Source organism: Naasia lichenicola (assembly GCF_004801885.1).
In the GTDB taxonomy this organism is placed as follows: domain Bacteria; phylum Actinomycetota; class Actinomycetes; order Actinomycetales; family Microbacteriaceae; genus Naasia; species Naasia lichenicola.
On the sequence record NZ_SSSM01000003.1, the window covers coordinates 12,908 to 36,473 of the forward strand.

A 23,566-nucleotide genomic window follows, 5' to 3' on the forward strand; every position below is an offset into this window, starting at 1 on the left:
TCAGCCGTTGTCCTTCTGGATCTGCGCCCACTTCTCCTCGACGTCGCTGATGGAGCCGACGTTGAAGAACGCCTGCTCCGCCACGTCGTCGAAGTCGCCCTTGACGATGGCGTCGAAGCTCTCGATGGTGTCCTTGAGCGGAACGGTCGAGCCCTCGACACCGGTGAACTTCTTGGCCATGTAGGTGTTCTGCGAGAGAAACTGCTGGATCCGGCGCGCACGCGAGACGGCGATCTTGTCCTCTTCGGACAGCTCGTCGACACCGAGGATCGCGATGATCTCCTGGAGCTCCTTGTTCTTCTGCAGGATCGCCTTGACCTCGGTGGCCACGCGGTAGTGGTCGGCGCCCAGGTAGCGGGGGTCGAGGATGCGCGAGGTCGAGGTCAGCGGGTCGACGGCCGGGTAGAGGCCGCGCGAGGCGATCTCACGGCTGAGCTCCGTGGTCGCGTCGAGGTGCGCGAACGTGGTGGCCGGGGCCGGGTCGGTGTAATCGTCGGCCGGCACGTAGATCGCCTGCAGCGAGGTGATCGAGTGGCCGCGGGTCGAGGTGATGCGCTCCTGGAGCGTGCCCATCTCGTCGGCGAGGTTCGGCTGGTAGCCGACCGCGGACGGCATGCGGCCGAGCAGCGTCGAGACCTCGGAGCCCGCCTGCGTGAAGCGGAAGATGTTGTCGATGAACAGCAGCACGTCCTGGTTCTGCACATCGCGGAAGTACTCCGCCATGGTCAGCGCCGACAGGGCGACGCGGAGGCGCGTTCCCGGCGGCTCGTCCATCTGGCCGAACACGAGGGCGGTCTTGTCGAAGACGCCCGCCTCCTCCATCTCGTGGATGAGGTCGTTGCCCTCACGGGTGCGCTCGCCGACACCGGCGAACACCGACACACCACCATGGTCCTGCGCCACGCGCTGGATCATCTCCTGGATGAGGACGGTCTTGCCGACGCCCGCGCCGCCGAACAGGCCGATCTTGCCGCCCTGCACGTACGGGGTGAGCAGGTCGATGACCTTGATGCCGGTCTCGAACAGCTGGGTCTTGGACTCGAGCTGGTCGAATGCCGGGGGCTTGCGGTGGATGGGCCAGCGCTCGGTGATCTCGACGGTCTCGCCGGGCTCGAGGTTCAGGATGTTGCCCGAGACGTCGAACACCTTGCCCTTGGTCACGTCGCCGACGGGGACGGAGATCGGGGCGCCGGTGTCCTTGACCTCGCCGCCGCGGACGAGTCCGTCGGTGGGCTTGAGGGCGATGGCGCGCACGAGGTCGTCGCCGAGGTGCTGGGCGACCTCGAGGCCGATCTCGGTCGACGTGTCGCCGATCGTGATGACCGTGGTCAAGGCGTTGTAGATCTCAGGGATCGAGTCGTGCGGGAACTCGATGTCGACGACGGGGCCGGTGACGCGGGCGATGCGTCCGACTCCGGGGGTCTTGGCCGCAGTGGGCTCCGGTGCGGTGAGGGTCATGCTCGTTCCTCTTCCTTCTCTTACTTCTTGACGACGAGTGCGTCGGCGCCGCCGACGATCTCGGAGATCTGCTGGGTGATCTCCGCCTGGCGCGCGTTGTTCGCAAGGCGGGTGTAGTCGCGGATGAGGCCGTCGGCGTTGTCGCTCGCCGCCTTCATGGCCTTCTGCGTGGCGGCGTGCTTGCTCGCGGCCGACTGCAGCATGGCGTTGAAGATGCGGCTCTCGATGTAGACCGGGAGCAGCGCGTCGAGGACGTCGCCCACCTCGGGCTCGAACTCGTAGAGCGGCAGGACCTCGCTGGCATCGGGCGCCTCGACGCCTTCGACGACCTCGAGGGGCAGCAGGCGGACGACCTGCGGCTCCTGCGTCAACATGCTGATGAAGCGGTTGTAGATGACGTGGATCTCATCCACCCCGCCCTCGCTCGTCGGCTGGATGAACTTGGCGACGATCGCCTCGCCGATCTCCTTGGCCGTCTCGAACTCGGGGTTGTCGGTGCCGCCGATCCAGGACTGCTCGAACGCGCGACGACGGAAGCCGAAGTAGCCGACCGCGCGGCGGCCGATCACGTAGTAGACGACCTCCTTGCCCTGGCTCTTCAGCAGCGTCGCGAGCTCCTCGGAGGCGCGCAGGACGTTGGAGTTGAACGCTCCCGCCAGACCGCGATCGGAGGCGAACACGACGATGGCGGCGCGTTCGATCTTCTCGGGCTCGGTGGTGAGGATGTGGTCGACGTTCGAGAACGTGGCGACCGCCGAGACGGCGCGGGTCACCGCGCGCGAGTACGGGGTCGACGCGGCGACGCGCTGCTGGGCCTTCTGGATCCGCGACGCGGAGATGAGCTCCATCGCGCGCGTGATCTTCTTGGTCGTCTGCGCCGACCGGATCTTGGACCGGTAGACGCGAAGCTGTGCACCCACCTAGCTCTCGATCCTCTCGGCGCCCGCAGGCGCGACGGACAGGGACGGCGACGTCATCGCTTGCCCTTGACGATCTGCTCCTGGTCGACGTCCTCTTCCTTGGTTGGCTCGAAGGTCTCCTTGCCGACGGAGGCCAGCGACTGGCCCTCCCCGGTCTGGAACTCCTTCTTGAACTCGTCCACGGCCGACTCGAGCGCAGCCGTCGTCTGGTCGTCGAGCTTCGCCGACTCGCGGATGGTCGTCAGGATCTCGGTGTTGCGTCCCAGGTAGTCGAGCAGCTCGCGCTCGAAGCGGAGCACGTCGGAGACGGGCACCTCGTCGAGCTTGCCCTTGGTGCCGGCCCAGATCGAGACGACCTGGTCCTCCACCGGGTAGGGCGAGTACTGCGGCTGCTTGAGCAGCTCGGTGAGGCGGGCGCCTCGGGCGAGCTGGCGACGGCTGGTCGCGTCGAGGTCGGAGGCGAACATCGCGAAGGCCTCGAGCGAGCGGTACTGCGCGAGCTCGAGCTTGAGCGTTCCGGAGACCGACTTGATGCTCTTGACCTGGGCGTCGCCGCCGACGCGGGACACCGAGATGCCGACGTCGACAGCGGGGCGCTGGTTCGAGTTGAACAGGTCGGACTGCAGGAAGATCTGTCCGTCGGTGATCGAGATCACGTTGGTCGGGATGTACGCGGAGACGTCGTTGGCCTTGGTCTCGATGATCGGCAGGCCGGTCATCGATCCAGCGCCCAGCTCGTCGGAGAGCTTGGCGCAGCGCTCGAGCAGACGGGAGTGCAGGTAGAACACGTCGCCCGGGTAGGCCTCGCGTCCCGGCGGGCGGCGCAGAAGCAGCGACACGGCGCGGTAGGCCTCGGCCTGCTTGGACAGGTCGTCGAAGACGATGAGGACGTGCTTGCCGGCGTACATCCAGTGCTGGCCGATGGCCGAGCCGGTGTACGGGGCGAGGTACTTGAAGCCGGCGGCGTCGGAGGCGGGGGCCGCGACGATCGTCGTGTACTCCATCGCTCCGGCATCCTCGAGCGCACCCTTGACGGAGGCGATCGTGGAGCCCTTCTGGCCGATGGCGACGTAGATGCAGCGCACCTGCTTGACGGGGTCGCCCGACTCCCAGTTGGCCTTCTGGTTGATGATCGTGTCGATCGCGATGGCCGTCTTGCCGGTCTGACGGTCGCCGATGATCAGCTGGCGCTGTCCGCGACCGACGGGGATCATGGCGTCGATGGCCTTGATGCCGGTCTGCATCGGCTCGTGCACGCTCTTGCGCGACATGACGCCGGGCGCCTGGAGCTCGAGAGCGCGGCGCTCGGTGGTCTCGATGGGGCCGAGGCCGTCGATGGGGTCGCCCAGTGGGTTCACCACGCGACCGAGGTAGGAGTCGCCGACGGGGACCGAGAGGACCTCGCCCGTGCGGTGCACCTCCATGCCCTCCTCGATGCCGGAGAACTCGCCGAGGATGACGACGCCGATCTCGCTCTCGTCGAGGTTGAGTGCGAGGCCGAGGGTGCCGTCGGCGAAGCGCAGCAGCTCGTTGGCCATGGCGCTCGGGAGGCCCTCGACGTGCGCGATGCCGTCGGCCGTGTCGATCACGTAGCCGACCTCGGTGGCCTTCGCCGACTCGGGCTCATAGGAGCCGACGAAGTCCTTGAGGGCATTCCGGATCTCGTCCGGGCTGATGGTCAGATCTGCCATGTCCTGTTCCTTGCTCTGGGTTCGGCCCTGGGGCCGGAGTGTTGTGCCGTATGCCGGCGAAGACTGTTCCGGCTCAGCCGGCGATCTGGAGGCGGAGGTCGCTCAGGCGAGTGGCCACGGAGCCGTCGATGACGTCGTCGCCGATCGCGATCCGAAGCCCGCCGATGAGGGCGGGATCGACGACCACATTGATACTGAGCGCTCGACCGTAGCGAGCGCTGAGAGCCTTCTCGAGACGGGCCAACTGGGGAGCCGAGAGCGGCACCGCCGAACGGACCGTCGCGACGTCGAATCCGCTGACGTCGGCGACGACGGCTGCGGTCTCGCGCAGGGCCTGGCCGAAGCGTCGGCCCGACAGGAACTGCACCAGGTGGCGCACGATGACCCGGGTAGGATCGGACGCCCGCTTCAGCAGGTCGTCGACGAGCGCCACCTTGGCGGTGTTGTCGCCGAGCTTGCTGCTGATGGCGAGCTCGAGCTCCGCGTTGGATGAGACCGCGCGCCCGAAGGCGAACAGCTCGCGCTCGACTGCGACGCCCTTCGGCGCCGAGCCGGCGATGGCCCGGAGGCCGAGCTCCTCGATACCCGAGACGAGCTGGGAGTCGGACGACCAGCGCTGCTTCGCCGCGTTGACGATGACCGCGCGTGCCGGCACGCTGTAGCCGCCGAACACGCTCTGGACGATCGACTCCTTGTCGCGGACCGCGAGCCCGCTGTCGGCGAGCAGGCCGCGCAGCTGCGACGATCCGCCGATGGCGCGCGCTGCTGCCAGCAGCTGCTCCCCCGACGTCGCATCGAGCTTCTTGCCTGCGGCGAGCGAGCCCACCGTGGAGGCCAGCGCCTGCCTGCTCGAAGAGCCCATCAGCCGCGCGCCTTGCGTGCGCTCGTGGTGGACGCCGAGGTCTCGGAGGCCTCGAGGTCGGCGAGGAAGCGGTCGACCAGCGCGGCCGCCTTCTTGTCGTCGGAGAGGCTCTCGCCGACGACGCCGGAGGCGAGGTCGATGGCGAGCGATCCGACTTCGGCGCGCAGCGACGTGACCGCTGCCTGGCGCTCTGCCTCGATCGTGGCCTGAGCCGACGCGGTGATCCGCGCGGCCTCAGCGAGTGCCTGCTCGCGCAGCTCGGCGAGGATCTTCTTGCCGTCCTCACGAGCCTGCTCGCGGATGCGACCCGCCTCGATGCGCGCCTCAGCCAGCTGCTGGGTGTACTTGTCCAGCGCGTCGGCCGCGGCCTCTTGCGCCTTCTCGGCCTTCTCGATGCCGCCCTGGATCTGCGTGGTGCGGTCGTCGAGGACCTTCTGCACGCGCGGAAGGACGTAGCGGATGAAGAAGAACGCCACGATCGCGAAGACGACCAGCGACCAGATGATGTCGTAGGGCTCCGGGATGAGCGGGTTGACCGCTTCCTCTTCCGTCGCCGCGGTCAGGAATGCGATGGGCATTCCGCCTCCTTCTGAGAGAGCCGGCGGATCAGGACGGGAACGGGATGAACGCGACGGCGATCGCGATGAACGCGAGCGCCTCGGTGAACGCGATGCCGAGGAACATGAGGCCGGTGAGGCGGCCCTGGAGCTCGGGCTGGCGGGCGACCGACTCGACGGTCTTGCCGACGACGATTCCCACTCCGATCGCGGGGCCGATCGTCGCGAGACCGTAGGCGACCGGGGCGATCGAACCGGTCAGTTCTGCGTAGTCCACGGGTGTTTCCTTTCAGGGTGGTTCGTCGTAGCGGGTGCTACGGCCGTTTGGTACTGGTCGAGTCCGTCGCGCTGCTCAGGACTCGGTGTTCATGGTCTGGTGTTGTGGCTCGATCTGCACCGAGCTCAGTGCTCATCGACCAGGGCGAGGTTGATGTACACCGCGGTGAGCAGGGTGAAGACGTAGGCCTGCAGCACGCCGACCAGCAGCTCGAAGAGCGTGAAGGCGAAGCCGAAGGCGAACGTCCCGATGCTGAACAGGCCGAAGAGGCCACCGGCGGTGAAGAGGAAGAACTGGGTGGCCGAGAAGCACAGCACCAGGAGCATGTGGCCGGCGACCATGTTCATCAGGAGTCGCAGTGCGAGCGTGACGGGCCGGAGCACGAAGGTCGAGATGAGCTCGATCGGGGTGACCACGATGTAGAGGGGCCACGGCACTCCGGACGGGAAGAGCGAGTTCTTGAAGAAAGCGCCCGGGTGCTTGCGGATGCCCGCGTAGACGAAGGCGATGTACGAGGTCAGCGCCAGGATCAGCGGCAGTCCGATGACCGACGAGCCGGCGATGTTGAGGAACGGCACGATGCTCGTGAGGTTCATGAAGACGATGAAGAAGAACATCGGCACGAGCAGCGGCAGGAAGCGACGACCCTCGCGCTCGCCGAGGGTGTTGAAGACGATGCTGTCGCGCACGAAGCCGACGGCCATCTCGAGGACGTTCTGCCCGCGGCCGGGGATGACGCTCATCCGACGCGTGCCGAGCCAGAAGAGCAGGATGAGCACAGCGACGACCAGGAAGCGGATCAGGATGATCCGGTTGATCTCGAACGGGGTGCCCTCGAAGAAGATCGCCGGCGGGAAGAAGTCGTCGAGCGATGGCCCGTGGAACTCGCCGTCATTGGCGAACGGAGCAACCAGGGTAAGAGCGTTGACTGGCAGCGACTTCTCCATTTTCGGGGCGCACTGTTGCGCGACGAGTCTGTTGGGCTTCGTCTACGACCCTATCAATCAAACGGTCTGAGGCCGAATCCGAGACCGGATCAGGCGAGCAGTTCCGGGCTCAGACCTCGTCGACCGGAGCGGGCGGGAGCTCGACGTCGCTGACGTACGGAACACGCGATGTGGCGAAGACGTAGACGTCCACCACGAGGCTTCCGATGACCGCCGCGAGCACCGCGACGAAGAAGACGCGGGGGTCGACCCAGTCCGCTCCACGCAGCGCGAGGATCAGCACGATGAACAGGATCAGCTTGAGGATCCAGCCGCCCATCACGATGCCGAAGAAGATCGGATTCATCATGTCTCCGCGCGCGGCGCGGGTGCCGAGCAGCAGCGATCCGGCGGTGAAGCCCATGAAGATCCCCGTCAGGGCGGCCCCGAGCGCGGCGCCGGCGAGACCGGGTGCGCCAGCGACCGCGAAGCCGATCACTCCGCCGACGATCGCGATCGCCAGGGTCAGCGCACCGCCCAGCTTGAGGGCCTTGGTGAGCATCGGGATGACGGTGTTCATGACCAGTTCTTCTTCATGTCGGTATGGGTGTCGATGTGGGTGTGGGTGGGTGTCGGGATCGCTCAGGTGCGCGGCGGCGTCCGGGACGGCGGGAGCGCCGGCTTGACGCGCCGCTCCGCGCGAGGGGTCGCGGCGTGGCTGCCGGGCGGCAGATACGGCAGGCGGATGGATCCGCTCAGCGGGCTGTTGGCGTCGAGCTCGGGAGCGGCGGCGTCGAGAGGGTCGAGGCTGTGCACCGAGGGGTCGACGACGACCCCGGGTGCCTTCTGGGCGGCCGCCTCGATCTGCTTGCGACGGGACAGCGGCGCGAGGGTCAGCACGGTGCAGATCAGGACGCCGACCACCAGGAAGAGGTAGGCCCACTGGTAGGGCTTTGCGATGAAGAACAGCAGGCCGCCGACAGAGACCACCGCCGTCCATGCGTAGAAGATCAGCACGGCGTGCATCTGCGAGTGGCCCATGTCGAGCAGCCGGTGGTGCAGGTGCTGGCGATCGGCCGTGAAGGGAGATTTCCCTGCCCGCAGCCGACGGGTCACGGCGAGGGCGAAGTCGAGGAACGGCACGACGAGGATGGCGACGGGCAGCAGGATCGGCAGGAATGCGGGCACGAGCGACGACCGGCCGATGGCGGCGATCTGCACCGGGTCGATCTGGCCCGTCACGGCGACCGCCGAGGTGGCCATCAGCAGGCCGACGAGGTAGGCGCCGCCGTCGCCCATGAAGAGCTTGGCCGGGAACCAGTTCCAGGGGATGAAGCCGACGCACACCCCGACGACGATCGCCGAGAGCAGCGAGGCGAGGTTGAAGTAGCTCGTCGCGCCCGTCTGCTGCACCAGGAGATAGCTGTAGAGGTAGAAGACGCCGTTGGCGATGATCGCGACGCCGGCGACCAGTCCGTTCAGTCCGTCGATGAAGTTGACGGCGTTCATCACGAGCACCACGGCGAAGATGGTGAGGATCAGCGACATCGTCGACGAGCCGATGGTGATGCCGCCGAGCGGGAGGGAGGCGATCGCCACTCCCTGCCAGGCGAGCAGGCCGGCGGTGAGGATCTGGCCGGCGAGCTTGATCATCCAGTCGAGGTCGAACAGGTCGTCGGTGACCCCGATGATCACGATGATGAGGGCGGCGCCCAGCAGGGCCCAGATCTTGGCGGAGTCGGCGAAGATCACCGAGAAGAAGGGGATCTGCGACGCGACGGCGAGGGTCACGACCAGACCGCCGAACATCGCGACGCCGCCGAGCCGCGGAGTGGGGTTGGTGTGCACATCGCGCGCGCGGATCTCCGGGTGCAGGCGGTACTTCTTGCCGAGGCGGGCGACGATCCCCGCCAGAACGAAGGTGACGGCGGCGGCGAGCAGTCCCATCAGGATGTTGAGGGTCACGGCGCGGGCGCCTGACTCTCGGGCTCTGCACTGATGTGGTCTTCACCTAAGGGGGCTTCTGGAAGGGCGTCGCCCACGACCCCGCGGATGGCGGCCTCGTCGATGAGGCCGAGGCGGACGATGCGCAGCGGCTCGCCCTCGCGGGAGGCGTCGATGATGGTCGAGGGCACCGCGCCGGGAGTCGGGCCGCCGTCGAGGTAGATCTCGACCGAGTCGCCGAGCTGGGCGAGCGCGTTCTGCGCCGTGGTGGCCGCCGGATCGCCCGTCTTGTTCGCGGAGGAGACGGCGAGCGGCCCCGTCTCGGCGAGGAGCTCCAGCGCGAGCGCCTGGTTCGGCATCCGCAGAGCGACGGTTCCGTTGGTGTCGCCCAGGTCCCAGGCCAGGGAGCTGCGGGCGCGCACGATCACGGTGAGCGCTCCTGGCCAGAACACGGCGACCAGGTCGCGCACGCTGTCGGGGATCGACTCGGCGAGGGCTTCGAGGGTCGGCATGCCGGGAACCAGCACCGGCGGGGGCGACTGTCGTCCACGACCCTTGGCGGCGAGCAGCCTCTGCACTGCCGCGCCGTCGAAGGCGTCGGCGGCGATCCCGTAGACGGTGTCGGTGGGCAGGACCACCAGCCCGCCACGTCCGATGGCACCCCGAGCGTGCCGCATCCCGGCGAGGAGCTCTGGGGCGTCAGAACAGTCGAAGATGCGCGCCATATCGCTGGCGATTCTAGGCTCTGCGCCCGGCGGAGCCCTGGAGACTCCCCCGGCGGTCTCAGGTCGGCTCCCTTCGGAGGCTCTGCGCGGCTCGGGCGGTGCGCCTCGAGACACCGCGCAAGCGTGCGCGGCCCTCGGCATCCCCGCTGTCGCCGCTGCGCGGCTCGGGCGGTGACACACTTGGCCTACCGTGCCGCAGACCGCCGAGCCCCTCTATCTCTTCGACTTCGACCACACCCTCTATGCCTACGACTTCCGCAAGCGCCTGCCCGCCCTCGCGGAGCTGGGCGGCAGCACCGAGTACCACCTGGCCAAGACCTGGTGGGTCGCCGGCTACGAGCTGCGCGCCGAGAACGGCGAGTGGCCGACCGCGGAGGAGTACCTCGACCAGTTCGCCGAGGTGACCGGCGCGCGCCTCACGCTCTCGGAGTGGACGAAGGCGCGTCGCGCATCGAGCACCGCGATCCCCGGCAGCATCGCGGCACTCGCGGCCGCGGCCGAGTGCGGAAGGGTGGCCGTGCTGTCCAACAACCCGTCCGTCTTCGCGGCCGCTCTGCCCGAACTCGCACCCGACGTCGTCGGGATCGTAGGCGAGAACGTCCTTGTGAGCGCTTGCCTAGGAGTTCGCAAACCGCAAGCCCTCGCCTTCGAATCGGCGTTGGAGCATTATCGGACGCGTCCTGCCGACGCATTCTTCGTCGACGACAACCGCGCGAACGTCGAGGGCTCCGAACGGGTCGGGATCTCCGGCTGCTGGTTTCAGGGGGACACAGACGACCTGCGTCGGCGGGTCGAGGCCTTCGCGGAGAGGTGACGGGTGGAGCATGCTCAATAAACTCACTTTGGCCGCGTCAAGAACATTCGCGCGAATTGAATAAGGTAGGGGTCGTCATCCGACCGGAAGAAGCCCAAATGACCGAAGAAGACGTCGAGATCCCCCGCGGAATCGCGCTCGCGTGGGGAATTCCCGCCGCTTCGGATCGCAAGCAGAAGACCGAGCTGAGCGTCGATCGGATCATCTCCGTCGCTCTGGAGCTCGCGGACGAGTCCGGTCTCGCCGCCGTCTCGATGGCCGCGGTCGCAGGGCGATTGGGGTACACGCCCATGTCGCTCTACCGCTACGTCGCGGCCAAGGACGACCTCGTCATGCTGATGGGAGACGCGGCCGTCGGATCGCCTCCCGAGGATGTCGCCGCGGCGACCGACTGGCGATCCGCCGTCGATGCGTGGATCGAAGCCATCCTCGATCTGTACGAGCGTCATCCGTGGCTGCTGGACCTTCCCGCCAATCCCCTGCCCGTCACCCCCAACGCGGTGGACTGGATGGAATCGCTGCTCGGGTCCTTCGCGACCACGAACCTGACGATCGAGGACACGGTGCGTGCCGCGATCCTCGTCACCGGTCAGGCGCGCTGGGAGGCCACCATGCTGCGGCTGCGGTCGAACGTGCTCCCCGAGGGCGCCGCGCTCGTTCCCGTCTCGACGCCCAACGCCCGCGTGCTCTCGAGCTTGCTGGACGACCAGAGCCACCCGTCGATGAGTCGGATGCTGCGCTCCCGTTTCTCCGGCGATGGGCAGCGGGCGTCCTTCGGCGTCGAGCGCGCCCTGGACGGACTCGCGCTCTACATCGACGCCCAGCCTCCGCTGCCGGCCGACTGACTCCACCGCTCGTCCCCGCACTCGCGCGGCAGCCGCGGCCGAGCGCGGTCGCTCCAAGCACTCAGCGGACCGCGGTCGTCGCTCTCGGACGGCCGGTGAGGTCGGGATGGGTGGACACCGCGCGCCAGCCGTCGGTGCGGAGCAGCGCGCGGATCGCCTCGCCCTGCAGCTCGCCGTGCTCGATCACGAGCGCGCCGCCCGGATGCAGCAGACGCAGGGCTGTGGCCGAGACGCCGCGGACGAGGTCGAGCCCGTCCTCTCCCCCGTAGAGCGCCATCTCGGGATCGAAGAGGCGCACCTCGGGGTCGCGCGGTACGGCGTCCGACGGGATGTACGGCGGATTCGAGACGACGACCGAGACGGAGCCGTCGAGCTCGGGCAGGGCGCGCCGCAGGTCGTCGAACACGATGGACGCGTTGCCGAAGCCGGTGTCACGCAGATTCTGGGTGGCCCAGATGAACGCCTCGGGCGAGAACTCCACTCCCCAGACCCGTGCGCGCGGCACTTCGGCGGCCATGGCCAGGGCGAGCGCACCGCTGCCGGTGCCGAGGTCGACGGCGATCGGCTCGGCGGCCGCCACCGCCGCGAGGGCGTCGATGGCGAACTGGGCGACGAGCTCCGTCTCGGGGCGGGGCACGAAGACCCCGGGCCCGACGCTCAGCTCGAGCGTGCGGAAGGCCGCCCGCCCGGTGATGTGCTGCAGGGGCTCGCGATGCGCACGTCGGGAGACGAGCTGCTCGATGACGTCGACCGCGTCGGCGGGGAGCTCCCTCCCCATGATGGCGAGCGCCTGCACGCGACCCCGGGTCTCGCCGATCGCATGGCCGACGAGCAGTTCGGCGTCGACCTCGGGAGATCGGATCCCTGCGACGCCGAGCAGCTCGATCGCGCGGCCGACGACTGCGCGCACGGACAGGTCGCGCTCGAGGGCGCGCTCATCCATGGCGATCGGTCCGGGCATGGCTCGCTGCGTTCTTCAGGCGGCTCAGGCGTCCGGGGTGAGCGCGGCGAGCCGCGCCTCCTCGTCGGCGCTGATGGCGGACTGCACGATCGGCTCGAGCGCTCCGTCCATCACCTGGTCGAGGTTGTACGCCTTGTAGCCGGTGCGGTGATCGGCGATCCGGTTCTCCGGAAAGTTGTAGGTGCGGATCCGCTCGGAGCGGTCCACGGTGCGGATCTGGCTCCTCCGCGCCGCCGATGCCTCGGCGTCCGCCTCCTCCTGCTGCCGCGCGAGGATGCGGGCACGGAGCACGCGCATCCCGGCGTCGCGGTTCTGCAGCTGGCTCTTCTCGTTCTGCATCGAGACGACGATGCCGGTCGGGAGGTGCGTGATGCGGACTGCGGAGTCGGTGGTGTTGACCGATTGGCCGCCGGGGCCGGAGGAGCGGAAGACGTCGATCTTGAGGTCGTTCTGGTTGATCTCGACCTCTTCTGGGGCGTCGACCTCGGGGAAGACGAGTACGCCGGCCGCGGAGGTGTGGATGCGTCCCTGCGACTCGGTGGCGGGCACGCGCTGCACGCGGTGCACGCCGCCCTCGTACTTGAGGTGCGCCCAGACGCCTTCGGCGGGGTCCTGCGCGTTGCTCTTGATGGCGACCTGGACGTCCTTGTAGCCGCCGAGATCGCTTTCGGTGCGCTCGAGGAGCTCGGTCTTCCAGCCCTTCGACTCGGCGTAGTGCAGGTACATCCGCAGCAGGTCGGCGGCGAACAGCGCCGATTCGGCGCCGCCCTCCCCCGCCTTGACCTCCATGATCACGTCGCGCCCGTCATCGGGGTCGCGCGGGATCAGCAGCCGGCGCAGACGCTCCTCGGCCACGGCGAGGCGCTCCTCGAGCACGGGGACCTCGGCCGCGAAGGCCTCGTCCTCGGCCGCGAACTCGCGTGCCGCATCCAGGTCCCCGGTCAGTCCCGACCAGGTGTTGTGCGCGGCCACGATCTGACCGAGCTCCGCGTAGCGGCGCCCGACCTTGCGAGCGCGCGCCGCATCGGAGTGCAGGGCCGGATCCGAAAGCTGCTGCTGCAGCTGCTCATGCTCGGCCAGCAGCGGGGCTACCGACTCGAACATGCGTCAGCCTTCGCGGGAGCTTCCGCCGGTGGCGGCGGGGAGCGACTTCTGGATCTGCATGAGGAACTCGACGTTGCTCTGGGTCTCCTTGAGCTTGCCGAGCACGGTCTCGAGAGCCTGCTGGGTGTCGACGCCGGCGAGGGCGCGACGGAGCTTCCAGGTCACCTTGACCTCGTCGGCGCCCATCAGCATCTCCTCGCGGCGGGTGCCCGACGCGCTGACGTCGACCGCGGGGAAGATCCGCTTGTCGGCGAGCGAGCGCGAGAGGCGCAGCTCCATGTTGCCGGTGCCCTTGAACTCCTCGAAGATGACCTCGTCCATCTTGGATCCGGTCTCGACGAGCGCGGTCGCGAGGATCGTGAGGGATCCGCCGTTCTCCACGTTGCGGGCGGCTCCGAAGAAGCGCTTGGGCGGGTAGAGCGCCGCGGCGTCGACGCCGCCGGAGAGCACGCGGCCCGAGGCGGGAGCAGCCAGGTTGTAGGCGCGGCCCAGGCGGGTGATCGAGTCGAGCAGCACGACGACGTCGTAGCCCAGCTCGACCAGGCGCTTGGCGCGCTCGATGGCGAGTTCGGCAACCGTGGTGTGGTCCTCGGCGGGGCGGTCGAAGGTCGAGGCGATGACCTCGCCCTTGACGGTGCGCTCCATGTCGGTGACCTCTTCGGGACGCTCGTCCACGAGGACGACCATGAGGTGGACCTCGGGGTTGTTCTTCGCGATCGCGCCGGCGATGGCCTGCAGGATCAGCGTCTTGCCGGCCTTGGGCGGCGAGACGATGAGTCCGCGCTGGCCCTTGCCGATCGGGGCGACCAGGTCGATGATCCGGGTGGACAGCTGGGTCGGATCGGACTCGAGGCGCAGACGCTCCTGCGGGTAGAGCGGGGTCAGCTTGCTGAACTCGACGCGGTCCGCTGCGGCCTCGACGGTCTGGCCGTTGATGGACTCGATTTTGACGAGCGCGTTGTACTTCTGGCGCCCGGCCTCGCCGTCCTTGGGCTGGCGGATCGATCCGACGACGGCGTCGCCCTTCCGGAGGTTGTACTTCTTGACCTGGCCGAGCGAGACGTAGACGTCGCTCGCACCGGGCAGGTAGCCGCTGGTGCGCACGAAGGCGTAGTTGTCGAGGACGTCGAGGATGCCGGCGACGGGGATGAGGACGTCGTCCTCGCTCACCTCGGGCTCGAACTCGTCACCGGCGGGGCCACGGCCGCGCTTGCGGTCGCGGTAGCGGCTGCGGCTGGAGCGCTCGTTGGGGTTGCGGTCCCCATCGGGACCGTTGTCCTGCTGCTCGGCCATCTCCGGCGCGGCCTTCTCGGCCTGCTGGTTCTGCTGGCCGTTCTGACGAGCGCTCTGCTGGCCCTGCTGGCCGTTCTGCTTCTCGCCGGCCTGCTGGCCGTTCTGGCCGCGTCCCTGACGGTCACGACCGCGGTTGCGTCCGCGTCCGGTCGAGCGCTGGCCGCCCTCGGCGGACTCGTCGCCGTTCTGCTCGCCATCCTGCGCGGCGGCTGCGTCGGCGGCCTCGGCATCCTGGGTGGCCTCGGCGCTCTCGGGGTGCGTTCCGTCGTGCTGCCCGGAGACGGGAGCCTCCTCGCGCACCTCGGCGCGGACCTCTGCGGACAGCGCCTCGAGGTCGGCCTCAATGCCGGTGCGTCCGTGGTTGACGTGCTGGACCGCACCCTTGGGCGCGGGAGTCGCGTCGTCCTCGATCGGGACGATCGGCTCGGCGGGAGTCTCGACCGCAGCCGCAGGCTCGGCGGGAGCCTCGGGCTCGCTCTGGGAGGGCGCTTCGGCGACTGTCGGCTGCGCGGCGGCGGCAGCGTCGACATCGACGCTGGTCGCGCGACGCGAGCGGCGCGGCTTGGTCACGGGCGCGGCCTCGACGGGTGCGCTCTCGACCGGCGCGCTCTCGACGGGTGCGTCCTCGACCGATGCACTCTCGACGGGTGCGTCCTCGACGGGCGCATCCTCGACGGGTGCGCTCTCGACGGGGGCGACATCCGGCGCCGCTGCGTCGGCAGCGGGTGCCTCCTCAGCGGGGGCCTCCCCAGCAGGGACATCTGCAGCAGGGACATCCCCCGCGCCGCTGTCGTCGGTCGCGATCTCAGGGGCATCGACACTGTTGTCGACGCTCCCGGTCTCGGTGTTCTCGGTGTTCGTGCTGTCGGTCGTGCTGTCGACGTCTGCCTCGACGGTGTCGGTGCCTGCGTCGTTCTGGTTCTCGGAGATTGCCTCCACGAGGTCTGCCTTTCGAAGTCTGCCTCCGATCGTGATGCCGAGACGGGCAGCTATCTGCTGCAGGTCTGCGACGCGGAGCGTGGTCAGCGAATCGCTGTCCTTTCCACGCGCGTCGCTGATGTCGACATCAGTCACGAAGGGAATTTCCTTATCCCCAAGAGCTGGGGTTAGAGATGGAACGGAGCCCGGTGCAATGAGAATCGGTGGGATTCTGGGTCCTTACGATGCCTTCAAGGGCCAAGACCCCTGTCAGCGTGCGCGCTACGAAGAGAGCGGCGACTGCACCGAATGCGGTACCACTGTAGCACCCTTGAAGTCCACGGCCAGCATGAGCGGGCTCCATGGGGTCTCGGCATGCTCGGCCACGAGATCGGCGGCGGCGAGCCGTGCGGACGGGTCGTCGCTGAGCACCAGGATCGAGGGCCCCGCCCCCGAGACGACGGCGGCGTGGCCGTGCTCGCGGAGCATGGTGACGAGCCTGTTGGTCTCGGGCATGGCGGACGCGCGGTAGTTCTGGTGCAGCTTGTCCTCCGTCGCGGCGAGAAGCAGCTCGGGGCTCTGGATGAGCGCCGCCACGAGCAGGGCGGAGCGGGAGACGTTGAAGATGGCGTCGGCGTGCGGCACCGATTCGGGCTGCAGGCTGCGGGCGAGCGAAGTCGACATGGTGTGCTCCGGCACGAAGACCAGTGGCGAGACCCCGCGATGCACCATGAGCTTCTTGTGCTGCGGCCCCTCGGGGGTGACCCAGGCGATGGTCAGACCGCCGAAGAGCGCGGGCGCCACGTTGTCGGGGTGTCCTTCCATCGCCGTCGCCAGCGCGAGCAGCGCCTCGGCGTCGATGTCGACGATGCCCGCCAGGAGGCCCTTGGCCGCCATGATGCCCGAGACGATGGCCGCCCCCGACGAGCCGAGGCCGCGGCCGTGCGGGATGACGTTGTTCGCGACGAGGCGCAGTCCGGGCAGCGGCTGGCCGTAGAAGGCGAAGGCCGAGGCGATGGCGCGCACCACGAGGTTGCTCTCGTCGGTGGGCACCTCGCCCTCGCCGATCCCGTGCACCTCGACGATGACGTCCGCGTCGTCCGTCGCGGTGACGTGCAGCTCGTCGTAGAGCGAGAGCGCGAGGCCCAGGGTGTCGAAGCCCGGGCCGAGATTGGCGCTCGTCGCCGGGACGCGCACGATCACGCTGCGACCGATTGTGGCTGAGGGGCCCGCAGCCACGGGCGCGGGAGTCGCCGCCGACTCCGGGGAGCCGGCGCTCACGCGTGCGCCGCCGGGGCGGCGACGAGTCCGAGCACGTCGGCGATCGCCGCGGTGTCGACGGGCACGACGGTCGGGGTGATGTCGGCGCCGTCGGCGGTGCGCAGGGCCCACTGGGGGTCCTTGAGGCCGTGTCCGGTGACGGTGAGCACGACGCGGGATCCCTTGGGGATCGCACCCGCCTCGGCGCGCTCGAGCAGGCCGGCCACGCTGATGGCCGAGGCGGGCTCGACGAAGATGCCGACCTCGGCGGAGAGGATGCGGTGGGCGAGCAGGATGTGCTCGTCGCTGATGGCGCCGAAGTAGCCGTCACTGTCGTCGCGCGCGGCGAGAGCGAGATCCCACGAGGCGGGGTTGCCGATCCGGATGGCTGAGGCGATGGTCTCGGGGTTGCGCACCGGGGCGCCGAGCACGAGCGGCGCACTGCCGGCCGCCTGGAAGCCGAACATCCGCGGCAGGGTCTTCGCGATCCCGCGGTCGAGCTCCTCGCGGTAGCCGCGGTGGTACGCGGTGTAGTTCCCGGCATTGCCGACGGGGATGAAGTGGAAGTCGGGGGCGTCCTCGAGGACCTCGACGACCTCGTAGGCGGCCGTCTTCTGGCCCTCGATCCGGTCGGGATTGACGGAGTTGACGAGGTGGACCGGGTAGTTCTTCGCGAGGTCGCGCGCGATGTCGAGGCAGTCGTCGAAGTTGCCCTGGACCTGCAGGAGCTCGGCGTTGTGGGCGATGGCCTGGCTGAGCTTGCCCATCGCGATCTTGCCCTCGGGCACGAGCACGGCGGCGGTGATGCCGGCGTGGGTCGCGTAGGCCGCCGCGGACGCAGAGGTGTTGCCGGTCGAGGCGCAGATCACGGCCTTGGCTCCGTGCTCGACGGCCTTCGAGATCGCCATGGTCATCCCCCGGTCCTTGAAGGAGCCGGTGGGGTTCATGCCCTCGTACTTGACCCAGACCTGGGCGCCGGTGCGCTTCGAGAGCGCGTCGGCGGGGATGAGCGGGGTGCCGCCCTCTCCGAGCGTGATGACCGGGGTGGCCTCGCTCACATCGAGACGGTCAGCGTATTCGCGGATGACGCCGCGCCATTGATGGGCCACGGTCACTCCCCTTCGACTCGGAGCACGGATTGCACGGCGACCACGGATTCGCTCCCTGCCAGGGCTGCGACCGTCGCGGACAGGGCCGCCTCGGTGGCCGTATGCGTGCCGATCACCAGGGTAGCGGTGCCCTCGACGCCCGACCTGCGCTCGGCCGCGTCGATGCCGGCGGACGGCGCGTTGGGGACCGACTGCTCGACCGCCTCGACGCTGACGCCGTGGTCGCTGAAGATGCGGGCGATCTGGGCGAGCACGCCGGGGCGATCGGCGACGCTGAGACTGACCCGGTAGCGGGTGCTCACCTTGCCGATGTCGAACACGGGCAGGTCGGCCTGGGTCGACTCGGCGACGCCGGGGCCGCCGATGACGTGCCGGCGGGCTGCCGAGACGAGGTCGCCGAGCACGGCGGACGCGGTCTCTCGGCCTCCGGCTCCCGCACCGTAGAACATCAGGCTGCCGGCGGCCTCCGCCTCGACGAAGACCGCGTTGTTGGCTCCGCGGACGGCGGCGAGCGGGTGGTCGCGCGGGATGAGGGCCGGGTACACGCGGGCGCTCACTCCCTCGGACCCCGTCTCGGGATCGGTGATCCGCTCGCAGATGGCGAGCAGTTTGACCACGTATCCCGCCTTGCGAGCGGCCTCGACGTCCTCGGCTCGGACGCCGGTGATCCCCTCGCGGTAGACCGACGCGATGGGCACCGTCGTGTGGAACGCCAGGCCCGCGAGGATGGCGGCCTTCTGGGCGGCGTCGTAGCCCTCGATGTCGCCGGTCGGATCAGCCTCCGCGTAGCCGAGCTCCGTGGCGGCGGCGAGCGCGGACTCGAGGTCGTCGCCACCGCGATCCATCCTGTCGAGGATGTAGTTCGTGGTGCCGTTGACGATGCCGAGGATGCGCTGCACCCGGTCGCCGGCGAGGCTGTCGCGCAGGGGTCGGATGATGGGGATCGCTCCGCCGACGGCCGCCTCGTAGTAGAGCTGCGCGCCGACCTGCTGGGCCAGGTCGAACAGCTCGGGACCGTGGGTGGCGAGCAGGGCCTTGTTGCCGGTGATCACATCGGCGCCGGAGCGCAGCGCGAGCAGGATGTACTCGCGGGCGGGGGTGATGCCCCCCATCAGCTCGATGACGATGTCCGAGCCGACGATCAGCTCCTCGGCGTCGGTGGTGAGCAGCTCCCTGGGCACCCCGGGGCCGCGATCGGTCTCGAGGTCGCGGACGGCGATGCCCGAGAGCACCAGGCGCGCACCGACCCGCTGCGCGAGCTCGTCGGAGTGCTCGAGCAGGAGGGTGGCGACCTGGCTGCCGACGGATCCGGCGCCGAGCAGCGCGATCCGGAGGGTGCGGTAGTCGATCATGCGCGGTGTTCCGTTCCGGGACGGTGGGAGGTGGTGGTCTGCGGCGCGACGACCGCGACGGTGATGTCCGCGTCGTGGCGCAGCAGGTCGGCTTCGGTCTCGCCGTGGATGAGGATCCGCGAGGTGCCGCCGCGGACCGCGACGACGGGCGGGCGGCCGAGGTAGTTGTAGTTGCTCGACAGCGACCAGCAGTAGGCGCCGGTCGCGGCGACGGCCAGCAGGTCGCCCGGCTGGACATCTCCCGGCAGGTAGTCGGCGTTCACGACGATGTCGCCGCTCTCGCAGTGCTTGCCCGCGACGCGGACCAGGGCCGGCTCGACATCGGAGACCCGGGACGCGATGCGCACGGAGTAGTCAGCTCCGTACAGAGCCGGCCGGGCGTTGTCGCTCATCCCGCCGTCGACGCTGACGTAGCGGCGCACGCCGAGGTCGCCGACCTGCACGTCCTTGGTCGTGCCGACCTCGTAGAGGGTGATGCCGGGGGTGCCGATGATCGAGCGACCGGGTTCGACGGCGACGATCGGTACCGGGATCTCGAGGCGAGCGCACTCGGCTGCCACGATCTCGGCGAACTGCCGGGCGATCTCGCCCACCGGGGTGGGGTCGTCGGCCGTCGTGTAGGCGATGCCGAAGCCGCCGCCGAGGTTGAGCTCGGGCAGCGGACCGCCGGCGAGGAGCTCCTTGTGCACGGCGAGCAGCCGCGATGCGGACTCGACGAATCCGCGCGCATCGAAGATCTGCGAGCCGATGTGCGAGTGCAGGCCGAGCAGCTCGAGGCTGTCCTCGGCGCGGATGGCGACGGCGATGTCGGGGACGTCGTCGAGCGGGATGCCGAACTTCTGGTCCTCGTGGGCGGTAGCGAGGTAGTCGTGGGTGGAGGCGTGCACTCCGCTGTTGACTCGGATGCGCAGCTTCTGACGCACGCCGTGACGGGCGGCGATCTCGGCGATGCGCTGCACCTCGATCGCGCTGTCGACGACGATCACCCCGACGCCCACGGTGACCGCGCGCTGGATCTCGGCGACCGACTTGTTGTTGCCGTGGTAGCCGATCCGTGCGGTGTCGAAGCCGGCGGCGAGGGCCACCGCCAGCTCTCCCCCGCTGCAGACGTCGAGGTGCAGCCCGGCCTCCTCCATCCACCGGGCGACGCCCGCGGAGAGGAACGCCTTGCCGGCGTAGTAGACCTTGGCGCTCGATCCGACGGCTTGGAAGGCGCCGCGGAAGGCGGTCAGCGCGGCGGTGGCCCGGGCGCGGACGTTGTCCTCGTCAAGGACGTAGAGCGGAGTGCCGTACTGAGCCTTCAACGCCGACGCCGAGACGCCGCCGACAACGAGCTCGCCGCCGCTGCTCTGTCCGTCGCCGTGACGGGAGATGACGGCGCTGCGCTCGGCCGACGCCGGCCAGATGCCCGCGGCGAGCGCATTCGCATCGGAGGGCACGGTGAGCCAGACGGGCGCGAGCGAGCGGGCGTCAGCACTGTCGGATCCGCCGTGGGAGGCGCTGTCGGAATGGGGGGAGGCTGCGGACACGTGAACCCTCGGGCTGATGTGTGGCGAGCGAACCCGGATTGGTCCCTGAAGCCGAAGATGCGGACAGAAGTACGGTGCGACGCCAAGCGACGCGTTGCCGGGAGTTGCGACGAGAAGCGGTGCGTCGGAATTATCGACGGAAAGTCGCTGAGAGCCTACCCGGACCCCGCCGACCCGGTCGAATCCGCCCGGCTCGCTCCCCTCTCTCCGCGCTCCCCTCCCCACCTTCACGGATCAGGCGATTTTCACGGATCAGGCGATTCTGCGATTTCGGGCACGGATCAGGCGAATTTCGCCTGATCCGCGTTCGAAAGCCTGAACGGTGAAAGGGATCGCCCTAGGAACAGGATCCGGTGGATGCCATGGTCTGCTCCGAGAACGTGATGTCGTGCGCGGAGAAGCCGACGACCGCCTGATGCTCCGAGATGGTGACCCGGTTGAGCTGCAGCGCGGATGGCAGGTACTGCGCAACGCAGATGGAGAGCCCTTCGGGCGCGACGACGTCGATGAGCCGGCTGGCGTCGATATCGATGCCGCCGATCTCGACGGACGCCGCCGTCGGGGTGAAGCTGACCACGCCGTTCTCGAGAGCCGGCTGGAGCACCACGGTGAACGGCAGGTCCTGGCCGAGCACTGTCGCGCTGTCGGAGTAGTTGACGATCCCGTTCCCGAAGCTGATGACGCCTCTGACGCCCTGCTGGGCGAGCAGCTGCGCGGCGGCCGAGTCGGTGAACCTGAGGTTGCCCGCCGCGCTCTCGGTGGGCTTGTTCTGGTAGTCCGTCGGGACGTTCCGCAGATCGACATGCACGGTGGCCGGAGCGCCGGACACCGTCAGCTGATCGGAGTCGAGCGAGATCTCGTCGATCGTTCCGGCGATGAACTGGCGGATCATCGATCCGCCGCCGACCTCGGTGACGACGGTTCCCTCGACCTCGGGCGGGAGCTGCTGCTCGATGCCGTCGCTGATCCCCTTCTCGGTGGCGGTCCGGGCGATCGGATCGCCGACCAGGAACGCGCCGAATCCGAGCAGAGCCAGGATCACGATCGGGATGGTGATGCCGAGGACGATCCGCCGCCCGCGGTGGAGACGGCGCTCGGTCGACGGCATGCCCCGATCCTCCCGCGCGCCCCTGGGGATCCCCAGCAAGGCGGTCCGGCGGATCTGCTCGATGCAGACCCTCATCGTCCCGAACTGCCCAGTTCTGCCGCCTGGAACGCCTTCCCAGCGGCAGAACTGGGCAGCTCGCGGACTACATGCGGTCGGGCGCGCTCACTCCGAGCAGGCCGAGGCCGTTGCGCAGCACCTGGCTCACCGCGTCGTTGAGCCAGAGGCGGGTGCGGTGCACGGCCTCGACCGTCGCGTCGCCCTGCGGGATCACCCGGCAGCTGTCGTACCAGCGGTGGTAGCCGCCGGCCAGCTCCTCCAGGTAGCGGGCGACCCGGTGCGGCTCGCGCAGCTCCGACGCCTGGGCGAGGATCCGCGGGAACTCCTGCAGCACACCGAGCAGGATCGACTCCGTCTCGTGCTCGAGGGTCTCGGGCGCGAAGGCCTCGACCCCATCGACGACGCGGGCGACACCGGACGCGGCCGCATTGCGGGCGACCGCCTGCGTGCGGGCGTGCGCGTACTGCACGTAGTAGACGGGATTGTCATTCGTGCGCTTGGTGAGCAGGTCGAGATCGACGTCGAGCTGGGAGTCGGCGGACGAGCGGACGAGTGCGTACCGCGCGGCGTCGATGCCGACCGCCTCGATGAGGTCCTCCATCGTCACGACGTTGCCGGCACGCTTGCTCATCCGCACGGGCTCGCCGTCCTTGACGAGGTTGACGAGCTGACCGATCAGGATCTCGAGGTTGTAGTACGGCGTGTCCCCGAACGCCGCGACCGTGGCCATCAACCGACCGATGTATCCGTGGTGATCGGCGCCGAGCATGATCAGGTTGCGCTCGAAGCCGCGCTCCCTCTTATTGAGGTAGTACGCGAGGTCGCCGGCGATGTAGGCGGGCTCGCCGTTGCTGCGGATGACGACCCGGTCGCGGTCGTCACCGAACGTGGTCGTCCTCAGCCAGATGGCCCCGTCTGCCTCGAAGATGTGGCCGAGCTCACGGAGCCGCGCGACAGCGTGGTCGACGGCGCCCGTCTCGTAGAGGGAGTTCTCGTGGAAGTAGACGTCGAAGTCGACTCTGAAGTCGATCATCGACTGGCGGATGTCGCCGAACATGAGCTCGACTCCCGCAGCGCGGAAGACCTCCTGCGCCTCGTCACGCGGGAGCACGGCGAGGTCGCCCGGATAGTCGGCGACGACTCGGGCCGCGATCTCCGCGATGTAGCCGCCGGCGTATCCGTCCTCGGGAGTCGGCTCGCCGAGGTAGCTGGCCAGCAGGCTGCGGCTGAAGCGGTCGATCTGCGCGCCGTGGTCGTTGAAGTAGTACTCGCGGGTGACCTCGGCGCCCTGCGCCTGGAGGATGCGGGCGAGGCTGTCGCCCACGGCGCCCCAGCGCGCGCCGCCGAGGTGCATCGGGCCAGTGGGGTTCGCCGACACGAACTCGAGGTTCATCTTGACGCCGGCGAGCTCCGTGCCCTGGCCGAAGGTGTCGCCCGCGTCGAGGATGACCTTCGCGAGAGCACCGGCGGCCGCGGCGTCGAGGGTGACGTTGATGAAGCCCGGGCCGGCGACGTCGACCCTCTTCACGCCGTCCAGCGCGGCGATGCCGTCGGCGAGCTCGGCCGCGAGCTCGCGCGGGTTCGATCCGAGCTGCTTGCCGAAGCGCAGGGCGACGTTGCTGGCCCAGTCGCCGTGCTCGCGATTGCGCGGCCGCTCGAGGGCGACATCCGACGCACTCGGGGCGATCCCCTCGACACCGCGTCGCTCGGCCGCCGAAGCGACGAGAGCGGCCATGGCGTCAGCGAGATCAGCAGGAGTCACGGCCGTCAAGCCTAGCCGCGCCGCTCCCGGCGCACGCACGGGCATCAGAGCGGCTGCCCGTCCGACTCATCCTTCCGATGTGGCGCGTCATCCG

Annotated in this window: 21 protein-coding genes; 2 read left to right on the top strand and 19 right to left on the bottom strand. The window is 69.1% G+C overall.

Annotated elements, in window-relative coordinates; genetic code table 11:
* The 10 genes from atpD to E6C64_RS05295 form a co-directional block, all read right to left on the bottom strand.
* Complete coding sequence (gene atpD, locus E6C64_RS05250) at positions 1-1,458, bottom strand: F0F1 ATP synthase subunit beta (RefSeq protein ID WP_136426608.1); 1,458 nt, start codon at positions 1,456-1,458, stop codon at positions 1-3.
* A gap of 20 nt (positions 1,459-1,478) precedes the next feature.
* Positions 1,479-2,378, bottom strand: a complete 900-nt coding sequence (locus E6C64_RS05255) for a F0F1 ATP synthase subunit gamma (protein ID WP_136426609.1) — start codon at positions 2,376-2,378, stop codon at positions 1,479-1,481.
* A gap of 53 nt (positions 2,379-2,431) precedes the next feature.
* Entirely contained in the window at positions 2,432-4,069 is a 1,638-nt protein-coding gene (atpA, locus tag E6C64_RS05260) for a F0F1 ATP synthase subunit alpha (RefSeq protein WP_136426610.1), read from the bottom strand.
* Positions 4,070-4,142: 73 nt separating this feature from the next.
* The gene (locus tag E6C64_RS05265) at positions 4,143-4,931 is read right to left on the bottom strand and encodes a F0F1 ATP synthase subunit delta (protein WP_136426611.1); all 789 of its coding nucleotides are present in this window, start codon (positions 4,929-4,931) and stop codon (positions 4,143-4,145) included.
* Positions 4,931-5,509: a F0F1 ATP synthase subunit B gene (locus E6C64_RS05270; protein WP_136426612.1), complete on the bottom strand. Its 579-nt coding sequence runs from the start codon at positions 5,507-5,509 to the stop codon at positions 4,931-4,933. Before E6C64_RS05270 ends, E6C64_RS05265 begins: the two co-directional genes overlap by 1 nt.
* A 28-nt stretch (positions 5,510-5,537) precedes the next feature.
* Positions 5,538-5,765, bottom strand: a complete 228-nt coding sequence (atpE, locus tag E6C64_RS05275) for an ATP synthase F0 subunit C (protein ID WP_136426613.1) — start codon at positions 5,763-5,765, stop codon at positions 5,538-5,540.
* Positions 5,766-5,890: 125 nt separating this feature from the next.
* Entirely contained in the window at positions 5,891-6,712 is an 822-nt protein-coding gene (atpB, locus tag E6C64_RS05280) for a F0F1 ATP synthase subunit A (RefSeq protein ID WP_136426614.1), read from the bottom strand.
* A gap of 109 nt (positions 6,713-6,821) precedes the next feature.
* Positions 6,822-7,271, bottom strand: a complete 450-nt coding sequence (locus E6C64_RS05285) for a Cg1360 family ATP-synthase-associated protein (RefSeq protein WP_136426615.1) — start codon at positions 7,269-7,271, stop codon at positions 6,822-6,824.
* 62 nt (positions 7,272-7,333) lie between these two features.
* Complete coding sequence (locus tag E6C64_RS05290) at positions 7,334-8,656, bottom strand: MraY family glycosyltransferase (RefSeq protein ID WP_438941841.1); 1,323 nt, start codon at positions 8,654-8,656, stop codon at positions 7,334-7,336.
* Positions 8,653-9,360, bottom strand: coding sequence for an L-threonylcarbamoyladenylate synthase (locus tag E6C64_RS05295; protein WP_136426616.1), 708 nt, complete (start codon positions 9,358-9,360; stop codon positions 8,653-8,655). The genes E6C64_RS05290 and E6C64_RS05295 overlap by 4 nt, the downstream gene beginning before the upstream one ends.
* Positions 9,361-9,550: 190 nt before the next feature.
* Between E6C64_RS05295 and E6C64_RS05300 the strand changes: the two genes are divergently transcribed.
* Together E6C64_RS05300 and E6C64_RS05305 are read left to right on the top strand one after the other, a co-directional pair.
* Positions 9,551-10,174, top strand: coding sequence for an HAD-IA family hydrolase (locus tag E6C64_RS05300; protein WP_136426617.1), 624 nt, complete (start codon positions 9,551-9,553; stop codon positions 10,172-10,174).
* 98 nt (positions 10,175-10,272) lie between these two features.
* Positions 10,273-11,019: a TetR/AcrR family transcriptional regulator gene (locus tag E6C64_RS05305; RefSeq protein WP_136426618.1), complete on the top strand. Its 747-nt coding sequence runs from the start codon at positions 10,273-10,275 to the stop codon at positions 11,017-11,019.
* Positions 11,020-11,080: 61 nt separating this feature from the next.
* On the opposite strand, the gene prmC is transcribed toward E6C64_RS05305, so the two are convergent.
* The 9 genes from prmC to argS form a co-directional block, all read right to left on the bottom strand.
* On the bottom strand, positions 11,081-11,980 hold the full coding sequence (gene prmC, locus E6C64_RS05310; RefSeq protein ID WP_233255487.1) for a peptide chain release factor N(5)-glutamine methyltransferase: 900 nt from the start codon (positions 11,978-11,980) through the stop codon (positions 11,081-11,083).
* Between the two features lie 24 nt (positions 11,981-12,004).
* Positions 12,005-13,084, bottom strand: a complete 1,080-nt coding sequence (prfA, locus tag E6C64_RS05315; RefSeq protein ID WP_136426619.1) for a peptide chain release factor 1 — start codon at positions 13,082-13,084, stop codon at positions 12,005-12,007.
* A gap of 3 nt (positions 13,085-13,087) precedes the next feature.
* Positions 13,088-15,451: a transcription termination factor Rho gene (gene rho, locus E6C64_RS05320; RefSeq protein ID WP_136426620.1), complete on the bottom strand. Its 2,364-nt coding sequence runs from the start codon at positions 15,449-15,451 to the stop codon at positions 13,088-13,090.
* 126 nt (positions 15,452-15,577) lie between these two features.
* Positions 15,578-16,534 carry a homoserine kinase gene (gene thrB, locus E6C64_RS05325; RefSeq protein WP_136427156.1) on the bottom strand — a complete coding sequence of 319 codons (957 nt, stop codon included), beginning with the start codon at positions 16,532-16,534 and terminating at the stop codon, positions 15,578-15,580.
* Positions 16,535-16,572: 38 nt separating this feature from the next.
* Complete coding sequence (gene thrC, locus E6C64_RS05330; protein WP_136426621.1) at positions 16,573-17,664, bottom strand: threonine synthase; 1,092 nt, start codon at positions 17,662-17,664, stop codon at positions 16,573-16,575.
* 2 nt (positions 17,665-17,666) lie between these two features.
* On the bottom strand, positions 17,667-19,016 hold the full coding sequence (locus E6C64_RS05335) for a homoserine dehydrogenase (RefSeq protein ID WP_136426622.1): 1,350 nt from the start codon (positions 19,014-19,016) through the stop codon (positions 17,667-17,669).
* Complete coding sequence (gene lysA, locus E6C64_RS05340; protein ID WP_136426623.1) at positions 19,013-20,545, bottom strand: diaminopimelate decarboxylase; 1,533 nt, start codon at positions 20,543-20,545, stop codon at positions 19,013-19,015. Before lysA ends, E6C64_RS05335 begins: the two co-directional genes overlap by 4 nt.
* A 337-nt stretch (positions 20,546-20,882) precedes the next feature.
* Complete coding sequence (locus E6C64_RS05345) at positions 20,883-21,653, bottom strand: LmeA family phospholipid-binding protein (protein ID WP_136426624.1); 771 nt, start codon at positions 21,651-21,653, stop codon at positions 20,883-20,885.
* Positions 21,654-21,795: 142 nt separating this feature from the next.
* Positions 21,796-23,472, bottom strand: coding sequence for an arginine--tRNA ligase (argS, locus tag E6C64_RS05350; RefSeq protein ID WP_136426625.1), 1,677 nt, complete (start codon positions 23,470-23,472; stop codon positions 21,796-21,798).
* Positions 23,473-23,566 lie beyond the last annotated feature (94 nt).